The 20,202-nt window shown below is 68.7% G+C and carries 21 protein-coding genes and 1 tRNA gene; 20 read left to right on the forward strand and 2 right to left on the reverse strand.

Translation table 11 applies throughout. From position 1 onward, the window contains the following. Positions 1 to 4: 4 nt before the first annotated feature. The 10 genes from QRN16_RS04095 (at position 5) to QRN16_RS04140 (ending at position 9,533) form a co-directional block, all read left to right on the forward strand. Positions 5 to 1,042 (forward strand): pseudouridine synthase, encoded by a 1,038-nt coding sequence (locus QRN16_RS04095; RefSeq protein ID WP_081821205.1) that lies wholly within the window; start codon positions 5 to 7, stop codon positions 1,040 to 1,042. A gap of 29 nt (positions 1,043 to 1,071) precedes the next feature. Next, positions 1,072 to 1,764, forward strand: a complete 693-nt coding sequence (gene cmk, locus QRN16_RS04100; RefSeq protein ID WP_037185658.1) for a (d)CMP kinase — start codon at positions 1,072 to 1,074, stop codon at positions 1,762 to 1,764. Beyond that, positions 1,761 to 3,206, forward strand: a complete 1,446-nt coding sequence (gene der, locus QRN16_RS04105; protein ID WP_056444408.1) for a ribosome biogenesis GTPase Der — start codon at positions 1,761 to 1,763, stop codon at positions 3,204 to 3,206. Before cmk ends, der begins: the two co-directional genes overlap by 4 nt. 106 nt (positions 3,207 to 3,312) lie before the next feature. Then, positions 3,313 to 3,386, forward strand: a tRNA-Pro gene (locus QRN16_RS04110). Between the two features lie 187 nt (positions 3,387 to 3,573). Next, positions 3,574 to 4,179 (forward strand): TetR/AcrR family transcriptional regulator, encoded by a 606-nt coding sequence (locus QRN16_RS04115; RefSeq protein WP_285184695.1) that lies wholly within the window; start codon positions 3,574 to 3,576, stop codon positions 4,177 to 4,179. Positions 4,180 to 4,262: 83 nt separating this feature from the next. Next, positions 4,263 to 4,622: a hypothetical protein gene (locus tag QRN16_RS04120; RefSeq protein WP_285184696.1), complete on the forward strand. Its 360-nt coding sequence runs from the start codon at positions 4,263 to 4,265 to the stop codon at positions 4,620 to 4,622. Further along, a complete protein-coding gene (locus QRN16_RS04125) occupies positions 4,615 to 6,126 on the forward strand; it encodes a sensor histidine kinase (RefSeq protein WP_285185990.1) in 1,512 nt (503 codons plus the stop codon). Before QRN16_RS04120 ends, QRN16_RS04125 begins: the two co-directional genes overlap by 8 nt. Beyond that, positions 6,123 to 6,782 (forward strand): response regulator transcription factor, encoded by a 660-nt coding sequence (locus tag QRN16_RS04130; protein ID WP_056444417.1) that lies wholly within the window; start codon positions 6,123 to 6,125, stop codon positions 6,780 to 6,782. The genes QRN16_RS04125 and QRN16_RS04130 overlap by 4 nt, the downstream gene beginning before the upstream one ends. Continuing rightward, positions 6,779 to 8,284 (forward strand): SLC13 family permease, encoded by a 1,506-nt coding sequence (locus QRN16_RS04135; RefSeq protein ID WP_285184697.1) that lies wholly within the window; start codon positions 6,779 to 6,781, stop codon positions 8,282 to 8,284. Before QRN16_RS04130 ends, QRN16_RS04135 begins: the two co-directional genes overlap by 4 nt. Before the next feature lie 28 nt (positions 8,285 to 8,312). Next, a complete protein-coding gene (locus tag QRN16_RS04140) occupies positions 8,313 to 9,533 on the forward strand; it encodes a glycerate kinase family protein (RefSeq protein WP_285184698.1) in 1,221 nt (406 codons plus the stop codon). Between the two features lie 18 nt (positions 9,534 to 9,551). Here the strand turns inward: QRN16_RS04140 and QRN16_RS04145 are convergent, their stop codons facing one another. Then, positions 9,552 to 10,337 (reverse strand): serine hydrolase, encoded by a 786-nt coding sequence (locus QRN16_RS04145; protein WP_056444429.1) that lies wholly within the window; start codon positions 10,335 to 10,337, stop codon positions 9,552 to 9,554. 234 nt (positions 10,338 to 10,571) lie between these two features. Here QRN16_RS04145 and QRN16_RS04150 point away from each other — a divergent pair, with 234 nt between their 5' ends. Continuing rightward, positions 10,572 to 10,868, forward strand: coding sequence for a DUF3263 domain-containing protein (locus QRN16_RS04150; RefSeq protein WP_156380489.1), 297 nt, complete (start codon positions 10,572 to 10,574; stop codon positions 10,866 to 10,868). Between the two features lie 93 nt (positions 10,869 to 10,961). On the opposite strand, the gene QRN16_RS04155 is transcribed toward QRN16_RS04150, so the two are convergent. Further along, positions 10,962 to 12,797 (reverse strand): NAD(P)/FAD-dependent oxidoreductase, encoded by a 1,836-nt coding sequence (locus QRN16_RS04155; protein WP_285184699.1) that lies wholly within the window; start codon positions 12,795 to 12,797, stop codon positions 10,962 to 10,964. A gap of 193 nt (positions 12,798 to 12,990) precedes the next feature. On the opposite strand from QRN16_RS04155, the gene QRN16_RS04160 reads away from it, so the two are divergent. From QRN16_RS04160 to QRN16_RS04200, 9 genes are all read left to right on the forward strand, one after another. Continuing rightward, the gene (locus QRN16_RS04160) at positions 12,991 to 14,037 is read left to right on the forward strand and encodes a 2,3-butanediol dehydrogenase (RefSeq protein ID WP_285184700.1); all 1,047 of its coding nucleotides are present in this window, start codon (positions 12,991 to 12,993) and stop codon (positions 14,035 to 14,037) included. 41 nt (positions 14,038 to 14,078) lie between these two features. Beyond that, on the forward strand, positions 14,079 to 14,858 hold the full coding sequence (locus QRN16_RS04165) for an acetoin reductase (protein ID WP_285184701.1): 780 nt from the start codon (positions 14,079 to 14,081) through the stop codon (positions 14,856 to 14,858). A gap of 58 nt (positions 14,859 to 14,916) precedes the next feature. Beyond that, positions 14,917 to 16,221, forward strand: a complete 1,305-nt coding sequence (locus QRN16_RS04170) for a GAF domain-containing protein (RefSeq protein ID WP_222637492.1) — start codon at positions 14,917 to 14,919, stop codon at positions 16,219 to 16,221. 19 nt (positions 16,222 to 16,240) lie between these two features. Then, the gene (locus QRN16_RS04175; RefSeq protein ID WP_222648870.1) at positions 16,241 to 16,849 is read left to right on the forward strand and encodes an NUDIX hydrolase; all 609 of its coding nucleotides are present in this window, start codon (positions 16,241 to 16,243) and stop codon (positions 16,847 to 16,849) included. 46 nt (positions 16,850 to 16,895) lie between these two features. Beyond that, positions 16,896 to 17,516 carry a CDP-alcohol phosphatidyltransferase family protein gene (locus QRN16_RS04180; RefSeq protein ID WP_051613241.1) on the forward strand — a complete coding sequence of 207 codons (621 nt, stop codon included), beginning with the start codon at positions 16,896 to 16,898 and terminating at the stop codon, positions 17,514 to 17,516. A 109-nt stretch (positions 17,517 to 17,625) separates the two neighbouring features. Next, a complete protein-coding gene (gcvH, locus tag QRN16_RS04185) occupies positions 17,626 to 18,030 on the forward strand; it encodes a glycine cleavage system protein GcvH (protein WP_027505442.1) in 405 nt (134 codons plus the stop codon). A gap of 185 nt (positions 18,031 to 18,215) precedes the next feature. Beyond that, positions 18,216 to 18,716, forward strand: coding sequence for a glycogen accumulation regulator GarA (garA, locus tag QRN16_RS04190; RefSeq protein ID WP_027505441.1), 501 nt, complete (start codon positions 18,216 to 18,218; stop codon positions 18,714 to 18,716). Continuing rightward, positions 18,716 to 19,459: a transcriptional regulator FtsR gene (gene ftsR / locus QRN16_RS04195; protein ID WP_027505440.1), complete on the forward strand. Its 744-nt coding sequence runs from the start codon at positions 18,716 to 18,718 to the stop codon at positions 19,457 to 19,459. Before garA ends, ftsR begins: the two co-directional genes overlap by 1 nt. Positions 19,460 to 19,583: 124 nt before the next feature. Beyond that, a complete protein-coding gene (locus QRN16_RS04200) occupies positions 19,584 to 20,057 on the forward strand; it encodes a bifunctional nuclease family protein (RefSeq protein WP_027505439.1) in 474 nt (157 codons plus the stop codon). Positions 20,058 to 20,202 lie beyond the last annotated feature (145 nt).

Below are 20,202 nucleotides of genomic sequence, written 5' to 3' on the forward strand. Positions count from 1 at the left end.
AAACGTGAACGACTCCGCTCGCCGTGATGGCACACCGGACCGGGACGGCGCATCCGACGCCTCCACTCCCGAACGACAGAAGAAGCGCCCCAACAAGAAGGTCGCCGCTGCTGCGTACAGCAAGCGCACCGAGAGCCGTAAGCCCGGCGGCAAGTCCGGGTACCCCCGGGTGGCTCCCAAGAACAGCGGCTCCAAGCCCGGCAAGTCGCCGAAGCCGGAGCGCAAGACGACGGCTGCTCCGACCATCAGCAACGCCAAGCCGGCCCGCCATCAGCACACCGACGGCCCGCGGCCGCACGTGGCTCCGGAGGACGGTGTGCGCTTGCAGAAGGTGCTCGCCCAGGCAGGTGTCGCCTCGCGTCGCGCCGCCGAGCAGCTCATCGACGAGGGACGCGTCGAGGTCGACGGCCGCATCGTCACCGAGCAAGGTGTCCGCGTCGACCCCGAGGTCGCGGTCGTGCGGGTGGACGGCACCCGTGTCGTCATCAAGGCCGATCTGGTCCACATCGCGCTGAACAAGCCGCGCGGATGGCAGTCCACGATGTCGGACGACCTCGGTCGGCCCTGCATCGGCGACATCGTCTCGGAGCGGGTCCAGGCAGGACAGCGGCTCTTCCACGTCGGCCGACTCGATGCCGACACCGAAGGCCTGATCCTGCTCACCAACGACGGCGATCTGGCCCACCGGCTGATGCACCCCTCCTTCGAGGTGTCCAAGACGTACCTCGCCACGGTGCAGGGTGTCCTGGACCGCGACGCGGGCAAGAAGCTGCGTTCCGGAGTCGAACTCGACGACGGACCGGCGAAGGTGGACTCCTACGCGGTGCTCGACGTGAACGAGGGCAAGACGCTCGTGAAGGTCGTGCTGCACGAGGGTCGCAAGCACATCGTGCGCCGACTGTTCGACTCGGTCGGGTTCCCGGTGAAACGCCTGGTGCGCACCGACATCGGGGCCGTCGCCCTCGGCGACCAGCGCCCCGGCACGCTGCGGGTGCTCGGTCGCGGCGAGGTCGGCAGTCTGTACGGGGCGGTCGGCCTGTGACCGCGTCGGAGGATCGACTGATCGTCGCGATGGACGGCCCGTCCGGTACCGGCAAGTCGTCCGTCTCCCGCCTGTTGGCGACCCGGCTCGGTGCGTCCTACCTCGACACCGGTGCGATGTACCGCGCGGCGACGGCATGGGTGCTGACGAACGACGTCGATCCCGGAGACGCCGACGCCGTCGCTGCGCTCACCGAGTCCATCGACCTCTCCATCGGCACCGATCCCACGGGGGAGCGGGTCGAGGTGTCGGGCGAGGACGTCACCGGTCCGATCCGCGGGTCCGCCGTGACGGCGGCCGTCTCCGCGGTGTCCGCCGTGCCCGCTGTGCGCGAGAAACTCGTTGCGCTGCAACGAGAGATCGCGGACACTGCCGGTCGCATCGTCGTGGAGGGTCGCGACATCGGCACCGTCGTCCTCACCGACGCTCACATCAAGATCTATCTGACCGCGTCCGCGGAGACGCGCGCCACGCGTCGTAACGACCAGAACATCGCCGAGGGCCGCGGGGACGACTACGACGCCGTGCTCGCCGACGTCCAGCGTCGGGACCACGCGGACTCCACACGTGCCACGTCCCCGCTGCGACCCGCGGACGATGCGGTCACCGTGGACACCAGCGACCTCGACAAGGACGCGGTGATCGACGAACTGATGCGTCTGGTCACCGAGCGTCTGGACATCGGGCGTCCGACTCATGCCCCGGAAGGAGCACGCTCATGAGCGACAACACATTCGACACGCTCGACGCGACCGAGGTCTACGCCTCGGACGGCATCTGGTCCGAGGAGTCGGACTGGGAGGACATCGACTTCGAGGGTGACGGCGAGGCCGAGGCCGAGGTCGCCGTTCCCACCCTCGCCGTCGTCGGTCGGCCCAACGTGGGCAAGTCCACGCTCGTCAACCGCATCATCGGCCGCCGCGAGGCCGTGGTGGAGGACGTTCCCGGCGTCACCCGCGACCGTGTCTCGTACGAGGCAAACTGGTCCGGACGTCGATTCATGGTGCAGGACACCGGCGGTTGGGAGCCCGACGCCAAGGGGATGCAGCAGTCGATCGCCCGGCAGGCCGAGATGGCGATGCAGACGGCGGACGCCATCCTGCTCGTCGTCGACGCCGTCGTCGGTGCGACGGCGACGGACGAGGCCGTGGCACGAGTCCTGCGTCGGTCGAAGACGCCGGTCATCCTGGTGGCCAACAAGGTCGACGACGAGCGCACGGAATCCGAAGCGGCACTGCTGTGGTCGCTGGGTCTCGGTGAGCCCCGTCCGGTCAGTGCGACGCACGGCCGCGGTACGGGCGATCTGCTCGACGACGTCCTGGCAGTCCTGCCCGAGACGCCCCGCGAGGGAACCGGTGTCGCCGGCCCTCGTCGTGTCGCCCTGGTCGGCAAGCCGAACGTGGGCAAGTCCAGCCTGCTGAACAAGCTCACCGGTGACGAGCGATCGGTCGTGCACGACGTCGCCGGCACCACCGTCGATCCGGTCGACTCACTGGTGGAACTGGGCGGCAAGGTGTGGCGTTTCGTCGACACCGCGGGGTTGCGCAAACGCGTCAGTCACGCCAGCGGCGCCGAGTTCTACGCCTCGCTCCGCACCAAGGGCGCCATCGACGCGGCCGAGGTCGCGATCCTGCTGCTCGACGCGTCCGAGGTCATCTCCGAGCAGGACCTGCGGGTGCTCTCGATGGTCGCCGACGCCGGCCGCGCACTGGTCATCGCGTTCAACAAGTGGGACCTCGTCGACGACGACCGTCGTGGCCAGCTCGAGAAGGAGATCGACCGGGACCTGATGCGCGTGCCGTGGGCGCAGCGCGTCAACGTCTCGGCCAAGACCGGTCGTGCGGTGCAGAAGCTCGTGCCCGCTCTGGAGACGTCGCTCGCGTCGTGGGACAAGCGCATCTCGACCGGTCAGCTGAACTCCTGGCTCAAGGAGGTCGTGGCCGCGACGCCGCCGCCGATGCGTGGTGGTCGACTGCCGCGCGTCATGTTCGCCACGCAGGCGAGCACGCGCCCTCCGACGTTCGTGCTGTTCACCACCGGTTTCCTCGAGGCCGGGTACCGCCGGTTCCTCGAGCGCCGACTGCGTGAGGAGTTCAACTTCGACGGCAGTCCGGTGCGGATCTCGGTGCGTATCCGGGAGAAGCGGGACCGCAAGAAGAAGTAGGCGACTGCCCCGGTGGTGCTGCTGAGGCGATTGGCGTCCAGCGTCGCCACTGGGGTAGTGTTTGCTCGTTCCCTTCGGGGCACACACGATCCCTTTCGAGGGATCGCGGGCTGTGGCGCAGCTTGGTAGCGCACCTGACTGGGGGTCAGGTGGTCGCAGGTTCAAATCCTGTCAGCCCGACACAGAAATGGCTCCGGACCGTTGTCCGGGGCCATTTTTCATGTTCGCGTCCGGTGTGGCGGGCGCACCGCACGTCGCGGGGGCTGCGCCCGTGGTCGTCGACTTCATCGACAGCAGAGGAAACCTGCCGTGGGAGAATGACGGGAGTACATCACCCGTCAGGAGTGCGCGAAGGAGGGCAGCGGCGGTGTCTTCCTCCCCGGCGATGAGCCGTCGAGAACGGAACAAGCAGGACAAGCTCGACCGCATCACCACGGCGGCACGCGACCTCTTCGCCGAGTACGGCGTGAGTGAGGTGACCACACAACAGGTCGCCGACCGCGCCGACGTGGGAACCGGAACGGTCTTCCTGTACGCGAAGAACAAGGGTGAACTGCTTCTTCTGGTGCAGAACTCGGACTATGCGAGCGCGCTCGAGCGGGGCATCGCCGCGGCCGCCCACGTCGTGGACCCGGTCGAGGCCGTCATGGCCGTCCTCAGGTCGGTCGTCGAGTGCAACCGCAAGCAGATCGAGAACGGCCGGACCTATCAGCGAGAGGTCGTGTTCGGTGACGACACGGAACCTCATCGTCGTGAAGCGTTGTCACTCGCCGCGCGGACCGAGGCGGTCGTCGCGGAGATCCTCGGCCGCGACGACGACGACGCGACGCACCACCCGGACCGGCAGGTGCAGGCCCACATCGTCTCCGCCATCCTGTTTCTCAGCATGGCTCTGACGGCGAACGCGACCAAGAGTGTCGCGGACGTGGCGACAGAGATCGAGATGCAGATCGGTGTCCTGCTCGGCCGTTGACGCCACTCACGGCGTGTCGAACATGAAGAAACCTTCATCGTCGTCTCATGGGACGGTCATGGACCCCCGGCATAGTTGCTGTCATGCGCTCCTCCCGCCCACTCGCCGCGGCCGCCGTCCTGGTGGCCATCGCGTGCGTTCTCGTCGCCGGAGTCCTGGTGACGCGATCACCGGCGCCACGCCTCGACCCCTCGCCCGTCGTGGTGAGTGTGGCGCCGGAGCCGACGCCCGAGGTGATCGCTCCCACACCTGATGTCCCGCCCGCCTCTCCCGCTCCCGCGCCGGCGCCCGCGCCGGCCGCTCCCGCTCCGATCACACCGCCGCCAGTTCAGGCCCCAGTGCAGGCACCGCCGATCATCGACTTCTCCGACGACGACGCGGACGACGGCGATGACGGCGCCGACGACGTCGACGACGTCGACGGCGGTGACGACGATGAGTGACGCCGCCGGTGTCTCGGCTCGCCGTGGATCGGCACTTCCGGCACGGTGGAAGATCACCGCCTGGATCATGTTGACGACCCTTCTTCTGTTGGTGGTCGTGCTGGTGACCGCCCGCAATCTGCTGTTGCGCGACGTCGACGTGCGCGCCAACGGGGACGTCGCGCAGGAAGCCGAGGAGTTCCGGACCTTCGCGTCCGAGGGGGTCGATCCCACGACGACGCAGCCGTTCGTCTCGGTGGAGCGGCTTCTCGAGGTGTACCTCGCCCGGCAGTCGGCCGGCACGGGTGAAGTGATGTTCGGCGTCGTGGGCGACTCGGTACTGACTCAGCCCGGCGTCGATGTGCCGACCGTGCTCGCACCGGGGTCACCGATCCTGACGACGGTCGTGCAGTCGGCCGAACCCGCCGGAGTGCTGGACACCGACAACGGCGAGATGCGGTGGGGGCACGTCGTCATCGACGACGCGACCGGCCGCGCCGGCACGTTCGTCGTCACGGCGTTCACCGGTGCGAACCGTGATCTCGTCGATCGGACCATGCGAACCATGGCAGTGGTCGGCGCCGTCGGACTGCTGCTGACGACTGGAATCGCGTATCTCGTCGCCGGTCGCATTCTCGCTCCCGTCCGCACGGTGCGCACGGTCGCGGCCGAGATCGGGGAGACGGATCTGACCGCGCGCGTCCCGGTCCACGGGCGCGACGACATCTCCGATCTCGCCGAGACGTTCAATGCGATGCTCGACCGGCTGGAGCAGGCGTACGTCACCCAGCGACAGTTCGTCGACGATGCCGGACACGAACTGCGCACGCCGATCACGATCGTCCGGGGGCATCTCGAGCTCATGTCGGAGGACCCGGAGGAGCGGCGGCGTACGTTGGCGCTCGTCGACAGCGAGCTCGCCCGCATGGGGCGGATCGTCAGCGATCTGCTCATGTTGGCCAAGGCCGAGCAGCCCGATTTCGTCGTGCCCGCCCCCGTCGATGCGGCGCAACTCGTCCTCGACATCGAGTCGAAGGTGCAGACGCTCGGCGATCGGCAGTGGTTGCTGATGCAGGTCGCGGAGGGCTCGTGTGTTCTGGACGCCCAGCGCGTCACGCAGGCCATGGTCCAGCTCGCGGCCAACGCCGTCGGACACACCCAGGACGGGAGCCGCATCCGGCTCGGATCGACCTTCCACGACGACGGGGACGCTCGACGGTTGTCGCTGTGGATCGCCGACGACGGGCCCGGTGTCCGCCCCGAGGACGCGCCCGTCATCTTCGACCGTTTCCAACGCGGATCGCCCGCCGACCGGACGTCACCGGCAGCGCGGTCGGGAGCCGGCCTCGGACTCGCCATCGTCCGTGCCATCGCCGACGCCCACGGCGGCTCCGCCTGGGTGCGCAGTGTGCACGGCGAGGGGGCGACGTTCGGCCTCGACCTCCCGGCTCCGGGCCACAGCCCGCGGTCCGAGACCGGCCGGGCGCTCACGACAGACGATGCACTCACGAAGGAGATCCGATGAGCCGAATCCTGATCGCGGAGGACGACATCCACATCGCCTCCTTCGTCGGCAAGGGTCTGCGGGCCGCCGGGTACACCACCGAGCACGTCGCCGACGGCGAGACCGCGCTCATGATGGCGCGTGGCGGTGGCTTCGACATGGTGGTGCTCGACATCGGCCTGCCGGCGATGGACGGGTTCACGGTGCTCCGACAGTTGCGCGGCGAGGGTGTGTCGACACCCGTGGTGGTCCTGACCGCTCGGGACAGCGTGCGCGACACCGTTGCCGGGCTCGAGGGCGGCGCCAACGACTACATGACCAAGCCCTTCCAGTTCGCCGAGCTCCTCGCACGGGTACGCCTGCGGTTGCAGGACGACACCGCAGGTTCGGCGGACAACTCGCTGACCTCGGGGGACCTTCGTCTCGATCTGCGGTCACGCCGTGTGCACGTGGGGGAGTCGGTCGTCGATCTGACGGCGCGCGAGTTCGCTCTGCTCGAGACGTTCCTGCGCCACCCCGACCAGGTGCTGTCCCGTGAGCAGATCCTCGGGCAGGTGTGGGGATACGACTTCGATCCGGCCTCGAACGTGGTCGACGTCTACGTGCGTGCGTTGCGCGCGAAGATCGGCGCCGAGCGCGTGGAGACCGTGCGCGGGATGGGATACCGCGTCCGATGACCGTCACCGAGTTCGCGACGACGCCGCCCGGGCGGCGTACTCCCACCAGTCCTGTCCCGACCCGGACGCCGCGGCGAGTTCCGACGCCGTCGCCGCGGACCCTCGTCAGTGCCGTCATTCTCGCGGTGCTCACCGTCGGTGTCGTCCTGGCAGGAGTGGTCGGCGATCTGACCGCACACGGGACCATCACGGTGCTGGTCTTCCTCGTCGCGGTGTGGATGTGGATCTTCTCGCCCCTCGACGACACCCACGTCGCTCTGGGCGCCGCTCTGACGTTGGTGATCCTGGGTCCCGTGTCCACCGAGACCTTCACGCGCACACTGGGTGACACCGTGATCTGGCTGTTGGTCGGGTCGTTCGTCATCGCCGCGGCGGTGACGGCCAGCGGCCTGTCCGCTCGGGTTGCGGCACGCGTGCTGTCGGCTGCCCGGTCACCGCGGCAGCTCGTCCATCTGGTCACCCTCGTGCTGCTCCTGACGACCTTCGCGATCCCGTCGACGTCGGGCCGGGCTGCGCTGGCGCTGCCGGTGTTCCTCGCTCTGGCGACCGTTCTGCGTGAACGGCCCCGAGTGGTGCTGACGCTGTCCCTGGTCTTCCCCGCGGTGATCCTCTGCTCCGCGGTCGGGTCGCTGCTGGGGGCCGGCGCGCACCTCATCACCAGCGAGATCGTGCGCACGACGACCGGATCGGGCATCGGGTTCCTGCAGTGGGCGATTCTCGGACTGCCGCTCGCGATCGTGTGGTCGCATCTCGCGGCGGAGATCGCGCTGTCCCTGTTCACCGATCGAGCGGAGCGACGCCGACCGCTCTCGGTGACACGCGACGCGTTCGTCGGGTCCACCGGGCCATTCACCGTCCCGCAGAAGCGTGTCCTGCTCGTTCTGGTCGCCGTCGTGACCCTGTGGTGCACCGAGCCGGTGCACGGTGTCGAACCGGCCATCGTCGCGATGATCGGCGCACTGCTCGCGTCGGCACCGTTCGTCGGGGCCACCACGCTGCCTGCCGCCGTTCGCACCATCCCGTGGAGCCTGCTGCTCTTCATGGCCGGAACACTGTGTCTCGGAATGGCGCTGACCACGACGGGTGCCGCCGAGTGGTTCGCCGACCTGGTCTTCGGGCCCATCAGCGCGCTCGGGTCGTCCGCCGCGACCGTGTTCGTGGTCGTACTGGTGCTGGTGTCGCTGCTGTCCCACCTCGTGGTCCAGTCACGGTCCGCCCGCTCCGCGGTGCTCGTCCCCGTCGTCGTCGCCACTGCGCCGGTGCTCGGCATCGATCCTGCCGCCGCGGCGTTCGCTTCCACCGCTGCCGCCGGCTTCTGCCTCACCCTCACCAGTTCGGCCAAACCGGTGGCGATGTTCGCCGCGAGCGACTCCGTCCCGGGGTTCTCGGCAGGCCACCTGCTCCGCCTGTCCACCGCGGTCGCCCCGGTGTCCGTCGCTCTCGTTCTCGTCTGCTCGGTATGGCTGTGGCCTGCCCTCGGTCTTCCGCTGTACCTGCCCTGACTGCTCCCACCCCTATCTCAGGAGAACCATGTCCACACGAGTTCCCCAGCGCATCCTCGTCGCCCCCAGCGGCTTCAAGGAGAGCCTCTGCGCCGAGTCCGTCGCGTCCGCCATCGCATCGGGGGTGCGGCGCGCACTCCCCGGAGTTCGGGTCGACACCGCGCCCATCGCCGACGGCGGTGAGGGAACGGCACGCACACTGGCGGCCGCGACGCGCGGCACCCTCCACGAGACGACGGTCGTCGGACCGGTGGGGGAGCCGGTGCCCTCGCACTGGGCCCGACTCGGTGGCTCCGAGCGCTCCGTCGCCGTGGTGGAGATGGCGGCTGCGGCGGGGCTCTCCCTCGTACCGCACGATCGGCGCGATCCCGGCGCGACCACCACCTACGGTGTCGGCCAGCTCATGGCCGCGGCGCTCGACGCGGGCGCGGACACGATCCTGGTGGGTTGCGGCGATTCCGGCACCTGCGACGGGGGAGCCGGGGCACTGCAGGCGCTCGGCGCCAGGATCCTCGACGTGCAGGGCCATGAGATCGGCCGCGGCGGTCGAGAACTGATCCGGGCGCACCACCTCGATCTGACGGCGCTGCATCCCCGTCTCACCGAGGCCGACGTCGTGCTCGCGTGCAATCCGCACAACGTACTGTGCGGACCCAGCGGTGTCGCCCGCGTGTTCGGACCGCAGAAGGGGGCGTCCCCGGATCAGGTGGACGAACTCGCCGCCGCCCTGGACAACTGGGCGCGCGTCCTCGAGCAGGACGGTGTGGCCACCGGCGATGTGGCGACCGGAGCGGGCACGGGAGCGTCGGGCGGACTGGGTGCAGGACTCGCGGCCGGGGTCGGGGCGCAGTTGCGGTCCCGCTTCGATGCGTTGCTGGACTCGGGCCTGTCGGGAATCGACCTCGACCGCCGAATCCGCAAGGCGGACCTCGTCATCACTGCCGAAGGGTCCATCGACTTCCAGACCCCGCGTGGCAAGGTACCGGCGGAGGTGGCGCGGCGCTGCCAGCAGTTCGGCGTGCCGGTGATCGCGTTGGCGGGATCACTCGGTCGCGGAGCGCCGGCGGTGCACGACGTGGGCATCGCCGCCATCGCGTCCATCATCACGGTGCCGATGCCGTTGTCCGAGGCGGTCGCGAACGGCGAGCGGTTGCTCACCGACGCCGCCGAACGGACCATGCGCATGATCCTGCTCGGTGGTGCGGTCTCCGCTCGATCCGGTAATCGGAGTCGTAAGAAGTCGGCGTGAGGCCGGTCGATGTCGGTGTCAGCGAATGCCGAGGATGGCGTCCAGCAGCGACGGAACACTCGGCGCGGTCACGATCGTCGGGGTCGCCAGATCGAACGCCCCCAGCGCGGTGAGTACGTCGTCGCTCTGGGTCGCCGGGCCGCCGTAGGTGTTGGCCGCGACCGTGAAGTCGTCACCGATGGAGGCCGAGGCGACGACGCTGGACCCGTCGTCCGCCCAGCCCCACTTCGTTCCGGTGGCGGCGGCGAGCCGACCGGTGCCCCAGTCCTGGACCGTGCCGTCGGCCGCGACCGGTAGCGCCGTGGTCATCCACGTGAGGACGGGGCTGCCGGGATCGGTGCGCTTCTTGGTGTCGAGGAAGCGCACGGTGTCGGCCGTGCTGGTGTAGGAGTCGCCCCAGAAGCTGCCTCGCGAGGTCGCGGTCAGTCCGTACTCGCGCGCCGCGGCGTCGATGGCGCCGGGGTACTTGCTGTCGAGCAGCGAGGCGGCCCAGTCGTCGCTCACCTGGATCATGCGAGCGGCGAGGTCGCGGTCCTCCGCGGACGAATCACCCTGTCGGAGCACGTGATCCGCCAGGTAGAGCTTGACCGTGGAGAGTCCCGGCCGTGCCTCGTTCTCGTTGGCAGTGCCGACGTGGACGCCCGTGGAGAGCGAGGTGTACGACAGGGAGGTCCGCTCCGGGACGCCGGAGAAGTCCCCCGGTGCGGGCGCGGCGCTCGCGGGGGCCGCGAGGGCGGTGACCAGTGCGACGCCCACTGCGGCGGTCGCGAACCAGGTGGCCGGTCGTCTGTGTCGAACGTTCATCGTGCTGCCCCTCCGGCGGTAGTGCCGCCGACGAACGACGAACACCGTCGAATCTATTGCCTCCGCTACCGGAACGGTGGACGACGCCGCGGTGGCGTGGTGGGGATCACATACCCGCGCGGCCCGGTGATCACGCTGTCCCGGAGTGAACAGCCGCTGAGAAATTGCTGTGACTCGTCGGCATGTTCACCGATCCGTCACCGCAGTGTCGGATCGATGGGCCATACTCGCGTCGTGACACGCACACCCTTCCCCGCAGCCTCCCGGTCGACGACGCCCGGCGCAGCACCCCTGTCCACCGATCCGACGGATCCGTCGGAGACCGACCTCGCGATGGTCGCCTTCCTGCGGCGGTGGTACGTCTACGGCGGCGGCCGCGCCGAGGACATCCTGGTGGAGTTCGGACTCACGCCCCACGAGTTCTTCGGTCGTGTGAAGGTGTTGCTGGAGAACGGCGTTCGGGTCACCGACCGCGCGCTGGTCGAGCCCATGCTCGCCGTCTGCCGGAAGCGGCTCTGGCTCGGTCAGTGACGACCGGCCTCACACCGACCGTGAAGTGACGTTCTCTCGCTCCGACGACCGCCGTGTGCGTGTCGAGGGACACGCACACGGCGCACGCGTCTGTCAGCGCAGGTGATGGACCTCCTGCAGCCCGTACACGGGGGTGTCCAGGCCTTCGTACCGAGCCTTCAGCTGTAGGCCGAGGTAGAGCGAGTAGTGCCGCGACTGGTGCAGGTTGCCGCCGTGGAACCACAGGTTGTCCTGCTGCGTCGGCTTCCACATGTTGCGCTGCTCGCCCTCCCACGGGCCGGGGTCCTTGGTGGTGTCGGAACCGAGACCCCAGCACTTGCCCACCTTGTCGGCCGTCTCCTGGTCCACCAGGTCGGCCACCCAGCCGTTCATCGATCCGTAGCCCGTCGCGTACACGACGAGATCGGCCTCGAGTTCCGTCCCGTCGGACAGCACCACCGCGTTCTCCGTCAGGTGGTCGACCTGGCCGCCGACGAGGTGGATGCTGCCGTCCGCCACCAGTTCCGAGGCGCCGACATCGATGTAGTAGCCGGAGCCGCGCCGCAGGTACTTCATGAAGAGTCCGGAGCCGTCGTCTCCGAAGTCGTGCTGGAAGCCGGCCTTCTCGAGGCGGTCGTAGAAGTCCCTGTCCTTCTCGGCGATCTGCTGGTACACCGGGATCTGGAACTCGTGCATGATGCGGTACGGCAGTGAGGCGAAGGTGAGATCTGCTTTCTGCGTGGTCATTCCGGATTCGACGGCGCGCTCGGAGTACAGGTCGCCCAGCGCGATCTCGCACAGGGAGTCGGACTTGACGATGTGAGTGGACGATCGCTGGAGCATCGTGACGTCGGCGCCCGTCTCGAACAGCGCCTTGCAGATGTCGTGCGCCGAGTTGTTCGAGCCCACCACCACGACCTTCTTGCCGACGTAGGCGTCCGGACCGGGATGCTGACTCGAGTGATGCTGCTCGCCTCGGAAGACGTCCATTCCCGGGAAGTCGGGGATGGAGGCCTTGCCGGACATGCCCGTCGCCATCACCAGCTGCTTCGGTCGCAGCGTCACCTCCTCGCCGTCACGATCGACCACCACGGTCCATTCCCCGGCCGCCTCGTCGAAGGTCGCCGACAGGGCCGTCGTCTTCGACCAGTACGGCACCTCCATGACCTTCGTGTACATCTCGAGCCAGTCGCCGATCTTGTCCTTCGGGGCGAACACCGGCCAGTTGTCCGGGAACGGCAGGTAGGGGAGGTGGTCGTACCAGACCGGATCGTGGAGGCACAGCGACTTGTAGCGTCCTCGCCACTGATCACCGGGGCGCTCGCCGCGATCGACGACGATGGCCGGGACGCCCATCTGACGCAGGCGAGCGCCCAGAGCGATGCCACCCTGACCGCCGCCGACGACGAGGGCGTAGGGCTGGATGCCGTATCCCAGTTCCTTCTCCTCCGCCTCGCGTCGCTCGGCCCAGGTCTTCGTCTCCTTGTTCGAGCCGTGCACAGCCCCCATCGGTCGCGCGTGCCCGCGCGGTTCCTCGTACCCCTTGAGTTCCTGCATCGTCGTCAGCAAGGTCCAGGCGAGCGACTCACCGGACTCCGCGTCGGTGCGTAGCCGCAGATGTCCCTTGCCGCGTGCCGTCGCGGTCTCGAACTCGATCCATGCGGAAGTGACACCGTCGGCCTCGTCGGGTGTCTCGGTCGTGCGAAAACCCTGCGGAGCGACGTCGGCGAGCCGTGCCGTCAGCATGTCGGCGATACCGTCGCGTCCCTCCACCGTCTTGAGGTTCCAGGTGAACGTCACCAGGTCGCGCCAGAAGCTGTCGACGGCGAACATCGCGACGACTCGATCGATGTCCCGCGCAGCGAGCCCCGCTTCGAAATCGGCCAACCATGCGTCGACCCGCTGCTGCGGCGAGATGCTCTGCGTGGGTGGCTCGAGGGTCTGGGTCATGACAACTCCGTCTTCGTCGTTCCGTGGTCGTGCTCGTGTGATGCACAGCACACGCCGTGGACGCGGTCCGAGGAAGAGTTGCAGCGGGTTGCAGTCGCAGGTGCAACCGACTGCAACCCTGTCGTGCTGTGCCGCGTGTCACATAGAACGGTGATCACGGCCGTCGCTGGGACGGCCGGTGAGGAGTCGAACGATGCGCGCAGCGGTGTACCACGGGCCCGGCAAGGTCGAGATCGCCGATGTCCCGGAGCCCCACCCGGGACCGGATCAGGTGAAGATCGCCGTCGGTGCCAACGGCATCTGCGGTACCGACCTGCACGAGTACTACGCCGGTCCGATCTTCATTCCCACCGAGCCGCACGCCCTGACCGGTCAGCAGATGCCGCTGATTCTCGGACACGAGTTTTCCGGCACCATCACCGAGCTCGGCGCGGGAGTGACGGGATGGTCGATCGGCGACCGTGTCGCCATCGAACCGCTGTACCGCTGCGGGCACTGTGGTCCGTGTCGAGCCGGCAACTACAACGTGTGCCAGTCGATCGGCTTCCACGGACTGATGTCCGACGGCGGTATGGCCGAGTACACGGTGGTGCCGACCGACATGCTGCACGCGCTGCCGGACTCCGTGTCCCTCGATCTGGGTGCGCTGGTGGAGCCGATGTCGGTGGCCTACCACGCGGCGACTCTGGGTGAGGTGCGCGAAGGCGACACCGCGATGGTGTTCGGGGCGGGACCGATCGGCATCGGACTCTGGTTCGCGCTGCGCGGCACGGGGCTCGACGACATCCTCGTGGTGGAGCCGTCCGCGACCCGGCGGGCAGCGATCGAGGCGCTCGGTGCACGCACTCTCGACCCCACGTCCGTCGACGTCCCCGCTTTGGTGGCCGACGAGACCGACGGGCGCGGCGCCGACGCCGTGTACGACGCGGCCGGTGTCGCGCCGGCGGTGGCGACCGCGCTGGCGTGCGTCGGGTCCCGCAAGCCGATGGTCAGCGTGGCCATCTACGAGAAGCCGCTCACCACACCGCTTCTCGATCTGGTGATGAAGGAGGCCCGCATCCAGGGGTCGCTCTGCTACACCTCCGCCGACTACGACGCCGTCATCGCTCTGATGGCCGACGGCGTGTACGACCCCACCGGGTGGGTGTCGCGCATCGGGATGGACGCGGTGATCGACGACGGCTTCGAGGCACTGCATGCCGGCACGAAGATGAAGGTTCTCGTCGATCCGTCGCTCTGACCTCCGTCCCGGACATCCACCATCACATGAAGGAGACACGCATGAGCATCGACGGACAGGTCGCACTCGTCACCGGCGCAGGACAGGGAATCGGGAGGGGAATCGCCCTCCGACTCGCGCGGGACGGCGCGGACATCGCGCTCGTCGACGTGCACCCCGACGGCATCGACCAGGTCGCCGACGAGGTGCGGGAGCTCGGTCGCGCAGCCACGACGATCGTCGCCGACGTCAGCGATCGCCGCCAGGTGTTCGACGCCGTGAACCGGGCCGCCGCCGAGCTGGGAGGTCTCGACATCATGGTCAACAATGCCGGGATCGCACTCGTCGGCCCGCTGTCCGAGGCCACGCCGGAGGAGGTCGGCCGCATCCTGTCGATCAACGTCGAAGGTGTGCTGTGGGGTATCCAGGCGGCCGCCGCGACGTTCATCGAACTCGGTCGGCCCGGCCGCATCATCAACGCGTCGTCCATCGCAGGGCACGACGGGTTCGAGATGCTCGGTGTGTACAGCGCCACCAAGTTCGCCGTGCGCGGTCTCACGCAGGCCGCCGCCAAGGAGTACGCGTCCGCCGGGATCACCGTGAACGCCTACTGCCCGGGTGTGGTCGGCACGGACATGTGGGTCACCATCGACAAGCGGTTCGCCGAACTGACCGGCGCGGAGGAGGGCGCGACCTACGAGAAGTTCGTGGGCGGTATCGCGTTGGGCCGAGCCGAGACTCCCGACGACGTCGCGGGATACGTGTCCTACCTCGCCGGGCCCGACGCGGCGTACATGACCGGTCAGGCCGGTCTCATCGACGGCGGACTCGTCTACCGATGACCGATCGGGACAGACCCGGGCATGACACGCACTGTGATGTGGAGCACAATCGGTGTCGATGACTCGAACCTCCGAACCCGAGCCCGCCGTCGCGGCAGGTGAGGACCCACGTCGGTACGCGCAGCTGCTGTCCGCCGTGTACGACGCGACCATGTCGGGTGCCCGCGCGCCCGCTCGCCCCCGCGACGTCATCGGTGACTCGTGGCAGCGCGTGATGAACCTGGGTGTCGATCCGGAGAACCGCGGACCCGCCGATGCTGTCGACGCCGCGGCACTCGAGCAGATGCGTCGGGACTCGGGGCTCGTGGAGATCCTGCCGGAGTTGACCGGGAGCCTGCGTTCGGTTCTGCAGGACTCCGACAACCTACTGGTGGTCGCGGACCGGCTCGGGCGGGTGCTGTGGCGCAGCGGGGCACCCTCGGTGCTCGACCGCGCCGATCGGCTCGGCTTCGTCGAGGGGGCCGACTGGGCCGAGGACAGTGTGGGAACCAACGCCATCGGCACGGCACTGGTCTCGCGCTCGGCGGTGCAGATCTTCTCCGCCGAGCACTTCGTGCGCACTCACCACGCGTGGACCTGCGCGAGCAGTCCCATCAAGGATCCGCGTACCGGCCGGGTGCTGGGCCTCGTCGACGTCAGCGGACCCGCGAGTTCGGTGCACCCGACCACGCTGGCGCTGATCGATGCCGTGTCTCGACTCGCCGAAGCTCAACTGCGTGAACAGCATCGACGCACGCTCGACAACCTGCGCTCGGTGGCGGCGCCGATGCTGGCTCGGTCGGAGACGCCCGCGCTGGCCGTCGACGGGCACGGGTGGGTCGCGGCGGTGGCGTCGGTCCCGGTGCGCAATCGGGTGCTGCTCCCCGACGAGGTGGCGCCGGGCCGACTGTGGGTACCGACGCTCGGCGTGTGCGATCTGGAGCCGCTGCCCGGTGGCTGGATGGTGCGACCGGCGTCCTCGCAACGCGACGGAGTGGTCGACGGGGAGTCGACGCCGACGAACATCCGCATCGACGTGTCCGACCCCTCGCGCACCGTGGTCGAGGTGTCGAGTCCCTTCGGAACCTGGTCCCACGAGCCGACACCTCGGCACGCGGAGATCCTCTTCCTGCTCGCCGCGAGGAGAGACGGGCGCACCGCGGCAGAACTTGCGACGGAACTGTTCGGCGACAACGGCCGTGCCATCACGGTCCGGGCCGAGATGTCACGGCTGCGCAAGGCCTTCGCCGGTGTGGTGCTCGCGCAGCCGTACCGGATCGACGAGTCCGCTGTCGTGGAGCTGGCCCTTCCGGCGGATCGCTCGCGCATCCTGCCGTACTCGGCGGCGCCGGCCGTGCGCGCGCTGCGCGCACCGGCCCGGTGAGCCTGGCTACTGTCGCCTGATGGACACGCGCCTCGAACGTGCAGAGATCGTGCGGACGCTGGACGGTTTCGAGAGTCGGCTCATCGAGGGCGGTGACGAACGACGCGCCTCGGTCGTGGTGGCCGTCGGCGGGGAGCCCGGCGATCGGCACGTGCTGCTGACGAAGCGGCCCTCCCGGATGCGCGCGCATCCGGGCCAGTTCGCGTTGCCTGGCGGGCGTGTCGACGACGGCGAGACACCGGTCGATGCCGCCCTGCGCGAACTCGACGAGGAGGTCGGCATCCGAGTCGGCCCGGACTCCGTGCTCGGGACGCTCGACGACTATCGGACCCGCTCCGGCTACGTCATCCGTCCGTTCGTGGTGTGGATCGCGGACTGGACCGGGGACGCGGTGCCCAATCCGGACGAGGTGGAGTTCCTGTACCGCGTCACCGCGGACGAGATCGACGTCGACGCCCGGTTCGTGTCGATCGCCGAGTCGCCGCGACCGGTGGTGCAGTGGCCTTTTCGCTCGAGCCTGGTGCACGCGCCCACGGGCGCGGTGGTGCACCAGTTCCGCGAGGTGGTGCTCGGTGGGCGGCACACCCGCGTGCACGACTACGAGCAGCCGGTCTTCGCCTGGCGGTAGCGGCTCGTCGGGTCCGGACGGCGCGCCCGTGTGGAAAGCTCGGGGGATGACCGATCCGGCGTCCGACAGCCCTCGCGACGTGGTCGCCGGTGTCGTCGGCGATCGCATCCTGACGGTGCCCAATGCTCTGAGTGTCGTTCGTCTGCTCGGGGTGCCGGTGTTCCTGTGGTTGTTGCTGGGGGAGCAGGCGTACGGCTGGGCGCTGCTGCTGCTCCTGCTCAGCGGGGCCACGGACTGGTTGGACGGCAAGCTCGCCCGGCTGCTCGACCAGTCGTCGGCCCTGGGTGCTCTGCTCGACCCGTTCGTCGATCGCCTGTACGTCGTCACCACACTCGTGGGGTTCGCCCTCGCGGGCATCCTCCCGTGGTGGGTGGCCGTGGTCCTGATCGCGCGGGACGGCATCCTCGCACTCACCCTGCTGCTCTACCGGCGGCGGGGACTCGCTCCGCCCGAGGTGATCTACCTCGGCAAGGCCGCGACGTTCGTCCTGATGAGCGCCCTGCCGTTCCTCCTCGCCGCGCGGGTGGACTGGGTCGGCGCCGACGTGATCGCGGTTCCCGCGCAGGCCCTGCTGGTGTGGGGGACCGCGCTGTACCTCTACACGGGTGCGCTGTACCTCGGCCTGGCGCTCGGTCCGGTCCGACGCCTCCCGCTCGCCGCACGATGAGCCGGGGAGCGCCCGCCTTGCGGATGCGGAAAGCTCGCCAATACGCTCAGCGCGAGTGCGGTTCTCCTCGTCCGCACCGCGACAACGCCTGCGAAAGGACCCGGTTCACGTGAGCCAGACCGATATCCCCACCGAGTTGCGGTACACGGCCGAGCACGAATGGGTCCAGCGGACCGGCCCCACCACCGTGCGCGTGGGCGTCACCGACTACGCACAGTCGCAGCTCGGCGACGTCGTCTTCGTTCAGCTGCCCACCGAGGACGATGCGGTGTCGGCCGGTGAGTCGCTCGGCGAGGTGGAGTCCACCAAGAGCGTCTCCGACATCTACGCCCCGCTGTCGGCCAAAGTGGTTGCGGTGAACGGTGAACTGGACGGCGACCCCGAACTGGTGAACAGCGATCCGTACGGCGCCGGCTGGCTCGTGGACCTGTCCGTCGACTCCGAGAGCGATCTCGACGACGCCCTCGAGGCGATGATGGACGCCGAGGGGTACGCGTCGATCACGACCACGTAACAGCCGTGCCCGGCGGGCGGGCAAGCACGCCCGGGCGACGGTGTGTGCAAGGTACGGTCGGTAAGGTCCTCACGTGGTTCGGCGGCACCCCGGTCGGGGAACCGCGGAACCGTCAGACAAGCGTGACAAGAGAATGTGCTGAATCGCCTCGTGGGTGAGGGGCGATCAGATCGAGGAGGAGAAACGTGAGCGATAACGGCAACGACGGCGTCTACGGAGAGTCCCCCGCGGAGACCACCTCGGTCTTCCGAGCGGACTTCCTGAACGAGATCGATTCCGCAGCGGCGCCCCAGGGCTCCTCCGACGCACCGGTCTCCGGGGTCGAGGGTCTGCCCGTCGGTTCCGCCCTGCTCGTCGTCAAGCGGGGCCCCAACGCGGGCTCGCGCTTCCTGCTGGACCAGCCCACGACGTCCGCGGGACGCCACCCGGACAGCGACATCTTCCTCGACGACGTGACCGTGAGCCGTCGCCACGCGGAGTTCCGTCAGGACGACGAGGACTTCCAGGTCGTCGACGTCGGCAGCCTCAACGGCACCTACGTCAACCGTGAGCCCGTGGACTCCGCCGTTCTGGCGAACGGCGACGAGGTGCAGATCGGCAAGTTCCGCCTCGTGTTCCTGACCGGTCCGAAGGGCCAGTCCGCAGGCGGTCAGCTCGGCGAGACGTCTGCCGGCGCAGGTAGCTGATGACGGCAGTCGGGCAGCAGTCCGGTGGCGGCATGTCGATCGGGTCCGTACTCGATCGACTGCGCCCGGACTTCCCCGACGTCACCATTTCGAAGATCCGTTTTCTCGAGGCCGAGGGACTGATCTCCCCGGAACGAACGGCGTCGGGTTACCGGAGATTCTCCGTCGAGGACTGCGAGCGCCTGCGCTACGTCCTCACGGCGCAGCGTGATCACTACCTTCCGCTGAAGGTCATCAAGGAGCAGCTGGACGCGCTGGACAACGGCATCCGTTCCGTGGGTCCCGACGGTGTCGCCGCGGCGCCCAAGGGGCCACGTGTGCTGGCTCTGGCACCCGGAAGTGTCTCGCCCACCGAGTTTCTCGGGGAGCGGCGCGTCCGGATGAGTCGTGCCGACCTGCTCGAGCGTGCGGGCGTGGACGAGCCGTTCCTGCTCGAACTGCAGAAGAGCGGCCTCGTCTCGGCGGGTCCGGCCGGCTTCTACGACGAGGAAGCCGTGGTGCTCGTGCGCACCGCGTGGGCCATGGCGCAGTACGGACTCGAGGTGCGGCATCTGCGCGCGTTCAAGCTCGCCGCGGACCGCGAGGCGAACCTGCTGGCTCAGGTCGCCGGGCCGGTGGCGCTGGGCCGTGACGCGGGCGCGCGAGACCGCGCCGAGGAGCTCGTCCGGGAGCTGGCCGCGTTGTCGCTGTCGCTGCACACGTCGTTGGTCAAGTCCGCGGTGCACGGGATACTGGACAAGTAGTCCCGAGGGCGTGCGTCGGCCGCTCGCACGGCCGGTCGTCGGCGCCGCGGGTCAATACACTGGAGAGCACGTCCGCCCCGTCGAGTGCGCGGGCGACGAGTCACAGCAGCTGGGAGGCGGCGCGATGGGCGAGATGCGCGTGATCGGTATCCGGGTGGAGCAGCCACAGAATCAACCTGTTCTGCTGTTGCGGGAGTCGGACGGCGAACGGTACCTGCCGATCTGGATCGGCCAGACGGAAGCCACGGCGATCGCACTGGAGCAGCAGGGCGTGCAACCGCCGCGTCCGCTGACCCACGATCTCATCGGTGACATCGTCACGGCCCTCGGGCGATCCCTGAAGGAAGTTCGCATCGTCGATCTCCAGGAGGGCACCTTCTACGCCGACCTGGTCTTCGACCAGGACGTGCGTGTCTCGGCACGCCCGTCGGACTCGGTCGCCATCGCCCTGCGAGCCGGCGTACCGATCTTCGCGGAGGAGCCCGTTCTGGCCGAAGCCGGTCTGGTCATGCCCGACGAGCGCGAGGACGAGGTGGAGAAGTTCAAGGAATTCCTGGACACCATCTCGCCGGACGACTTCAAGGCGACCGACGGTTAGATAACGATCGAGTCTCACCCTTGAGTTGAGGTTGAGGCTTACCGCGTGGCGCGTTGCCTCACGGCTCCGCGGTCCATAGCGTTCGGGTCGATGAAGGACGTGCCGCTCACCGCGGTGAGGGCGTATTCTCGACCTCGCCGAGCGT

The sequence above is a fragment of the Rhodococcus sp. MEB041 genome (genome assembly GCF_030208955.1).
In the GTDB taxonomy this organism is placed as follows: Bacteria; Actinomycetota; Actinomycetes; order Mycobacteriales; family Mycobacteriaceae; genus Rhodococcoides.

Bases quoted from the DNA above. Each gene is read 5' to 3' on its own strand.
- QRN16_RS04180 (WP_051613241.1), top strand. From the start codon at position 16,896: ATGACCGATCCGGCGTCCGACAGCCCTCGCGACGTGGTCGCCGGTGTC.
- QRN16_RS04160 (WP_285184700.1), top strand. From the start codon at position 12,991: ATGCGCGCAGCGGTGTACCACGGGCCCGGCAAGGTCGAGATCGCCGAT.
- cmk (WP_037185658.1), top strand. From the start codon at position 1,072: ATGGACGGCCCGTCCGGTACCGGCAAGTCGTCCGTCTCCCGCCTGTTG.
- QRN16_RS04135 (WP_285184697.1), top strand. From the start codon at position 6,779: ATGACCGTCACCGAGTTCGCGACGACGCCGCCCGGGCGGCGTACTCCC.
- QRN16_RS04170 (WP_222637492.1), top strand. From the start codon at position 14,917: ATGACTCGAACCTCCGAACCCGAGCCCGCCGTCGCGGCAGGTGAGGAC.
- QRN16_RS04130 (WP_056444417.1), top strand. From the start codon at position 6,123: ATGAGCCGAATCCTGATCGCGGAGGACGACATCCACATCGCCTCCTTC.
- QRN16_RS04200 (WP_027505439.1), top strand. From the start codon at position 19,584: ATGGGCGAGATGCGCGTGATCGGTATCCGGGTGGAGCAGCCACAGAAT.
- ftsR (WP_027505440.1), top strand. From the start codon at position 18,716: ATGACGGCAGTCGGGCAGCAGTCCGGTGGCGGCATGTCGATCGGGTCC.
- QRN16_RS04165 (WP_285184701.1), top strand. From the start codon at position 14,079: ATGAGCATCGACGGACAGGTCGCACTCGTCACCGGCGCAGGACAGGGA.
- QRN16_RS04140 (WP_285184698.1), top strand. From the start codon at position 8,313: ATGTCCACACGAGTTCCCCAGCGCATCCTCGTCGCCCCCAGCGGCTTC.
- QRN16_RS04155 (WP_285184699.1), bottom strand. From the start codon at position 12,797: ATGACCCAGACCCTCGAGCCACCCACGCAGAGCATCTCGCCGCAGCAG.
- der (WP_056444408.1), top strand. From the start codon at position 1,761: ATGAGCGACAACACATTCGACACGCTCGACGCGACCGAGGTCTACGCC.
- QRN16_RS04175 (WP_222648870.1), top strand. From the start codon at position 16,241: ATGGACACGCGCCTCGAACGTGCAGAGATCGTGCGGACGCTGGACGGT.
- QRN16_RS04125 (WP_285185990.1), top strand. From the start codon at position 4,615: ATGAGTGACGCCGCCGGTGTCTCGGCTCGCCGTGGATCGGCACTTCCG.
- QRN16_RS04120 (WP_285184696.1), top strand. From the start codon at position 4,263: ATGCGCTCCTCCCGCCCACTCGCCGCGGCCGCCGTCCTGGTGGCCATC.
- QRN16_RS04145 (WP_056444429.1), bottom strand. From the start codon at position 10,337: ATGAACGTTCGACACAGACGACCGGCCACCTGGTTCGCGACCGCCGCA.